The 6,417-nt window shown below is 32.8% G+C and carries 7 protein-coding genes; all 7 read left to right on the top strand.

Annotated elements, in window-relative coordinates:
• Window positions 1-1,140 (top strand): M24 family metallopeptidase (locus VJ881_09975; GenBank protein ID HKL76380.1); only part of this gene is annotated, 1,140 nt, incomplete at its 5' end.
• 38 nt (window positions 1,141-1,178) lie between these two features.
• The gene (locus tag VJ881_09970; protein HKL76379.1) at window positions 1,179-1,754 is read left to right on the top strand and encodes a TRAP transporter small permease; all 576 of its coding nucleotides are present in this window, start codon (window positions 1,179-1,181) and stop codon (window positions 1,752-1,754) included.
• 27 nt (window positions 1,755-1,781) lie between these two features.
• Window positions 1,782-3,065 (top strand): TRAP transporter large permease, encoded by a 1,284-nt coding sequence (locus VJ881_09965; GenBank protein ID HKL76378.1) that lies wholly within the window; start codon window positions 1,782-1,784, stop codon window positions 3,063-3,065.
• A 24-nt stretch (window positions 3,066-3,089) separates the two neighbouring features.
• Window positions 3,090-4,265: an amidohydrolase gene (locus tag VJ881_09960; GenBank protein HKL76377.1), complete on the top strand. Its 1,176-nt coding sequence runs from the start codon at window positions 3,090-3,092 to the stop codon at window positions 4,263-4,265.
• Between the two features lie 119 nt (window positions 4,266-4,384).
• Window positions 4,385-5,431, top strand: a complete 1,047-nt coding sequence (gene dctP, locus VJ881_09955; protein HKL76376.1) for a TRAP transporter substrate-binding protein DctP — start codon at window positions 4,385-4,387, stop codon at window positions 5,429-5,431.
• A 98-nt stretch (window positions 5,432-5,529) separates the two neighbouring features.
• A complete protein-coding gene (locus tag VJ881_09950; protein ID HKL76375.1) occupies window positions 5,530-6,264 on the top strand; it encodes an aspartate/glutamate racemase family protein in 735 nt (244 codons plus the stop codon).
• Between the two features lie 48 nt (window positions 6,265-6,312).
• On the top strand, window positions 6,313-6,417 hold a 105-nt coding region (locus VJ881_09945; protein ID HKL76374.1), incomplete at its 3' end, for a formate--tetrahydrofolate ligase.

The following is a 6,417-nucleotide window of genomic DNA, read 5'->3' as shown; positions in this document are numbered from 1 at the left end:
ATGAGACTCAAAAAGGTAAAAGAAAAAATGGACCAGGCTGGTATGCAGGTTTTACTTGCCACCCATCCTGCTAATATGAATTATCTTACTGGTTATGATGGCTGGTCATTTTATGTTCATCAGGGAGTATTAGTATTTATTGATAAAGAAGAACCGATCTGGTTTGGAAGAGAACAGGATAGTAATGGAGCTAAAATTACTACCTGGCTTAAAGATGAAAATATAATAGGATACGAGGATGATTATGTCCAATCTTTAGTAAAACACCCTATGGAATTTGTAACAGATATTTTAAAAGATAAAGGTTATGAGAAAGCTAATATTGGATTGGAAATGGATAATTACTACTTTACAGCTAAATGTTATAATACTCTTCAAAATGAACTAAATAAGGCAGATTTTAAGGATGCTAACAGGCTTGTACCTTTAGTAAGACAGATAAAAAGTGATAAAGAGCTTGAATATATGAAAATGGCAGCTAGAATCGTGGAAAATACTATGCAAACAGCTATAGATAATATTGAAGAAGGTGTCAGAGAAGGAGATGCTGCAGCAAAGGTATATGAAGCACAAATTCGAGGAACAGAAGATTTTACAGGAGATTATACAGCAATAGCTCCAATTATGCCTTCAGCTGAAAGAACTTCAACTGCTCATCTGACCTGGACTGATAGAAGATATCAAAAAGGGGATGTAGTACTTTTAGAACTGGCTGGAAGTAAAAATAAATATCATGCTCCCTTGTCCAGAACACTATATATTGGTGATCCACCTCAAGATTTACAGGATATTGCAAAAACTGTAGTAGATGGACTCAATAAAACTTTAGATTTCATAGAACCGGGAATAAGTTGTGAAGAAGTAGAAGAAAAATGGAGAGAATCTATTTCAGGAAGTAAAGTAGTAAAAGAATCTCGAGTTGGATATTCATATGGTTTAAATTATCCACCTGATTGGGGTGAACATACTGCTAGTTTAAGACCAGGTGATAAAACAATTTTAAAACCAGGGATGACATTCCATTTCATGCCAGGTATCTGGCTGGATAAATTTGGATTTGAAAATAGTGAGCCATTTTATGTAACAGAAGATGGTTGTGAAACATTTGTAGATTTCCCTAGAAAGTTATTTTTGAAATAAAATTAGTAGATGAGTAGAAGACAAAAAGGGGTGAAGTTATGGGATTTTTAGAAAAAATTAATGATTGGATTAGAAGTTTTGAAGAATTAATTTTAGCATATGGTATATTGGTCATGGGAGGATTAACGATAGTAAATGTTTTTGCCAGAAACTTTTTTAATCACTCTCTATCATTTGCTACAGAAATTAATGAATTTTTGATAGTTTTAGTTACCTTTTTGGGTACCAGTTATGCAGCCCGAAATGGACGACATATTAGAATGTCAGCATTTCACGATATAGCAAATCCAAAGATACAAAAAATATTGACCTATATAGTAACTTTTGGAACAGCAGCTTTTATGTATTTGATGACATATTTAGCAAGCGATTATGTTATTGGTATTTTTCAGCAGCAAAAAATGAGTCCGGTTCTTAGAGTTCCTTTAGGCTGGATTTGGATATTTGTTCCCATTGGATTATTAATGACAGCAATTCATTATACCTTAGCTTTTATTAAAAATATAATGGAAGATGATGTCTGGGTTTCTTTTGAAGAAAAATCAGAATATGAAGACCTCGAAGATGCTATGGCAGAAGAAGATAATAGTGTAGAATATACTGGAGAATATTAAATAAAAAGTAGTTAAGGAGTGAGAATTATGTTAACGGTTATGGTATCAATAATGGGAGCATTGCTTTTACTTGGCTTCCCGATGATGATCCCTTTATTAGGAGCTTCAGTAATTATAATGTATTTATATTTTCCTGCTTTTGATCCAATGATTTTAGTACAGCAGATGATTAGTGGGATTTTACCACCATCTTTGATTGCAGTACCAATGTTTATTCTTGCTGCAGATATAATGTCTGCTGGAGAAATGTCTAATAGACTTGTAGATTTTGTAAAAGAATTTGTTGGTCATATACGTGGAGGACTTGCAATTACTACAGCTGCCGCCTGTACCATTTTTGGGGCAATATCAGGTTCAACTCAGGCAACAGTTGTGGCTATTGGTGGTACAATGAGACCTCACCTTTTAAGAGCAGGCTATGATGATTCTTTTACAACTGCACTTATTATAAACTCAAGTGATATAGCTTTACTTATTCCACCAAGTATTGGAATGATTGTTTATGGTGTTGTAAGTGGGACTTCTATTGGTGAATTATTTATAGCAGGTATTGGACCTGGGCTATTAATTTTAGCTATGTTTGCTATTTATAGTTATTTTTATGCAAGAGCAAAAGGAATAAATCCTCAGGAAAAATCAAGCTGGTCCCAGAGATGGGAAACTACCAAAAGAGCAGCAGTTCCTTTTGGTTTTCCTGTAATAATTATTGGTGGTATTTATTCAGGGTTTTTTAGTCCAACAGAGGCAGCTGCAGCTTCAGTATTATATGCAGCTTTTGTAGAAATTCTAATTTACAGAAATGTAAAATTGAAAGATTTAAAAGAAATTGCTCTTTCTACCGGTCTTGTTACCGGTGTAGTATTTATTCTTGTTGGATCAGGTGTTGCATTTTCCTGGTTAATTTCATTTGCTCGAATTCCACAGCAAATTTTACCACCTATAATTGGCACTGATCCCACTCAAGTCTGGGTATTATTTGTAATAGCAGTAGCCTTTTTCATAGGCTGTATGTTTGTTGATCCAATAGTTGTAATTATGGTTTTAACCCCTATTTTTCAACCTGTTGTTCAGAGATTGGGTATTGATCCAGTATTAGTTGGTACAATGGTAACTTTACAGGCAGCTGTTGGTTCGGCAACTCCACCGTTTGGTTGTGACATATTTACGGCAATAGCTGTATTTAAACGTCCATATTTCCAGGTTATAAAGAAGACACCTGTATTTATTATGATGTTAGTTTCAGTTTCAGCTTTACTTATTTTCTTCCCTCAAATTGCACTATTCTTACGTGATTTAGCATTTGGATATTAATAGAGTTTAGGAGGTCTGAAGTTAATGGATATTAAAGAAAAGGTATTGAATTTAGAAGATGAACTTATTAGATTGAGAAGGGATTTTCATAAGCATCCTGAATTAGGATTCAAGGAATTTAGGACAGCTAAAAAGGTAGCAGGATATCTAGAAGATCTTGGTCTGGAAGTAGAAACCAATATTGCTAAAACGGGAGTTGTTGGTATTTTACGTGGTAATAAACCAGGAAAAACTTTAATGTTAAGAGCTGATATGGATGCCCTACCGATACAGGAACAAAATGATTTTACTTATAAATCAGCAGTACCAGGTTTAATGCATGCCTGTGGTCATGATGGCCATACTGCTATGCTTTTAGTAGCAGCTAAAATTCTTTCAGAATATAAAGATCAAATTAAGGGAAATATTAAGTTTGTTTTTCAGCCTAATGAAGAAACAGCTGCCGCTAAAATGATGATTGATGAAGGGGTATTAGAAGACCCTGATGTAGATGGAGCATTTGGTATTCATCTCTGGACACCTATAGAAAGTGGTAAAATAGCCATTTCTGAAGGTGCCGTAATGGGAGGATTATATGAGTTTGAAGTTGATATAAAAGGAAAGGGAGGGCATACTTCTGCTCCTCAACAGGCTGTAGATCCAATTTTAACAGCCAGTGATCTTATTCAGACAGTCCAATCAATTCAGACGAGAGAAATTGATCCCTTAAAACCAACTACTATCATGTTTGGGGAGGTCAAAGCAGGAACAGCTACCAATATTATTCCAGAAGAGGCTGAATTAAGAGGAACTATCAGATATTTATATCGTGATATAGAAGAAAATCCAGCCCAGCCTAAAAAAAGATTTGAAAGAATAGTTGAAAATGTTTGTAATACTCATAATGCAGATTATGATATCGAATATATTGTTGAAAGTCCACCTGTTTATAATAATAGTGAAATGGTAAAAAAAGCTCAGGAAACAGCTTTAGAAGTATTAGATGATAGAGATAAAATTGTTGATTATACTAATTTGGCCGGAGAAGATTTTGGTGAGTTTTCTGATGCAGTTCCCAGTACATTCTATTTTATTGGAACAGGTAATAAGGAAAAAGGTACAGATTATGCTCATCATCATCCAAAATTTGATATAGATGAAGATACATTAAAAACGGGAGTGGAAATGCATGTTAGAAGTGCCTTGAATTATTTAAAATAAAAGTTTGTTATATAAAAATAGCTTAATAAAGGAGGTGTTGTAGAAGTAGTTTAACTTCTAAATAAGTTAAAAAGTAGTAGAGAAGAATAATAACAAAAATAAAATGGGAGGAATTTATAATGAGAGCAGTTGCAAAAATTACTATTTTGTCATTAGTATTGATTATGGTCTTTGGTCTGGCATCTACAGATAATGCTGAGGCAGCTAAATATAATTGGAAAATAGCATTAGAGGAAATAGAAGGTAGTGTACAGCATGAGTGGGCTTTAGAATTTAAAGAAAGATTGGCTGAAAAATCTGATGGAGAAATTAACATAGATATCTATCCATATGGTGCTTTAGGAAGTAGTAGTGATATTTCTGATCAGACAATTAATGGTATAATTGAATTTGCCTTTTCAACACCAAGTTGGTTTGCTACAACTATTCCTGAAGCAGGATTATTTTCACTACATTACCTCTGGTCAAATAATATGGAAGTAAATAAAGAAGTAATGGCCAACAGTGATGCTATTTACAATGATTTATCTGGTATTTACAATGATAAAGGATTAAAACTTCTTACTGTATTCCATGAGGGATGGCAAATCTGGACATCTAATAAGAAAATAACTGAACCTGCTGATTTTAAAGGTGTAAAAATAAGAGTTATGGGAGATCCAGTTCTTATTGAAACATATAAAGAATATGGAGCTAATGCAGTTAGAATGTCTTATTCTGAAGTTTATAGTGGTTTGCAGTTAAACCAGATTGATGCTCAGGTACAGCCTTATTTCGCCAACCAGGAAATGAAGTTTTATGAGCAACAGGAATACTTAACTGAAGCCAAACAGCTTCCATTTATCACCGGAGTTATTATTAATAAAGATTTCTTTGATGGTCTTCCTAAAGAGTATCAAAATATGATTACAGAAACAGCTACAAATATGACAGATTATATCTTTGAACTTCAGGCAGAATTAAATAAAGAAAGACTTGATATGATGTTAGAAGATAAACCTTCTCTTGAAGTAGTAAAATTAACTGAAGAACAACAGGCTGCTTTTGAAAAAAGAGCCAAAAATGTATGGGAATCTTATAGAGAAGATGTCGGGGAAGAAGGATCAGAAATTTTAGACAAATTAATTAAAGAAATTGAAGCAGCTGAAGAAAAATATGGTGAATAATTAATAATAATATAAGATGGGGAGTTTAAAAACTTCCCATCTTTTTTATAAAAATTTTACGGTTAAGTATTATAATAAATTTAAAAGAGGTGGCCTTTATGTTATATGAGGCTCGCAAAGGACAGACCAGTTATGGTAATGTAATAGGAATATTAATGCTTGATACTTATACTCCCTTTATACCCGGAGATGTAGGTAATGCTTCAACATATGATTTTCCAGTTAGATATGAAACAGTAAAAGGACTAACTGTAAAAAGAATTTTCAAAAAAGATGAAAGTGCTTATAATGATTTGCTTAAAGCAGCTAAAAAGTTAGAAAAACAGGGGGTAAGAGCAATAACTGGAGATTGTGGTTTTATGGCAATTTTTCAAAAGAGATTGGCTGATGAACTTAATGTACCAGTTTTTTTATCAAGTATGTTACAGGTTCCCTTTATTTCAAATATAATTGCAGAAGATCAAAAAATTGCTGTACTTTCTGCAAATGGTAAATCTTTAGATGATGAAGAACTTTTAAAAAGGGTTGGAATAAAAAACAGAGAGAAATTAATTATTCATGGACTTGAAAAAAGAGATAATTTTCATGATGCTATTATTGAAGAGACCGGTAATTTATACTATACTGAGATTAAAAATGAAGTTGTAGAGGAGGCGGAAAAGTTAGTTAATGAATTTGATAATATTGCTTCATTTTTATTAGAATGCAGTGTATTGCCTCCTTATGCAAAGGCAGTACAGGAAAAAACAAAACTTCCTGTATTTGATTATATTTCAATGATAAATTATGTTTATTCAGCTGTTGTTAAAAATGAATATAATGGATTTTATTAATATAAAAGTTAATTAATATAAACCAAATAAAAAAGGAGTGAGTATGAAATGAAAAGTGATATTGAAATAGCACAGAATGCAGAAATGCAGCCAATAACAGAAATAGCGAGTGATTTAGGATTAAGTGAAGATGATATTGAGAATTATGGTAAG

It is taken from the genome of Halanaerobiales bacterium, from assembly GCA_035270125.1.
GTDB lineage: Bacteria > Bacillota > Halanaerobiia > Halanaerobiales > DATFIM01 > DATFIM01.
This window is presented reverse-complemented; position numbering and strand designations above follow the sequence as displayed.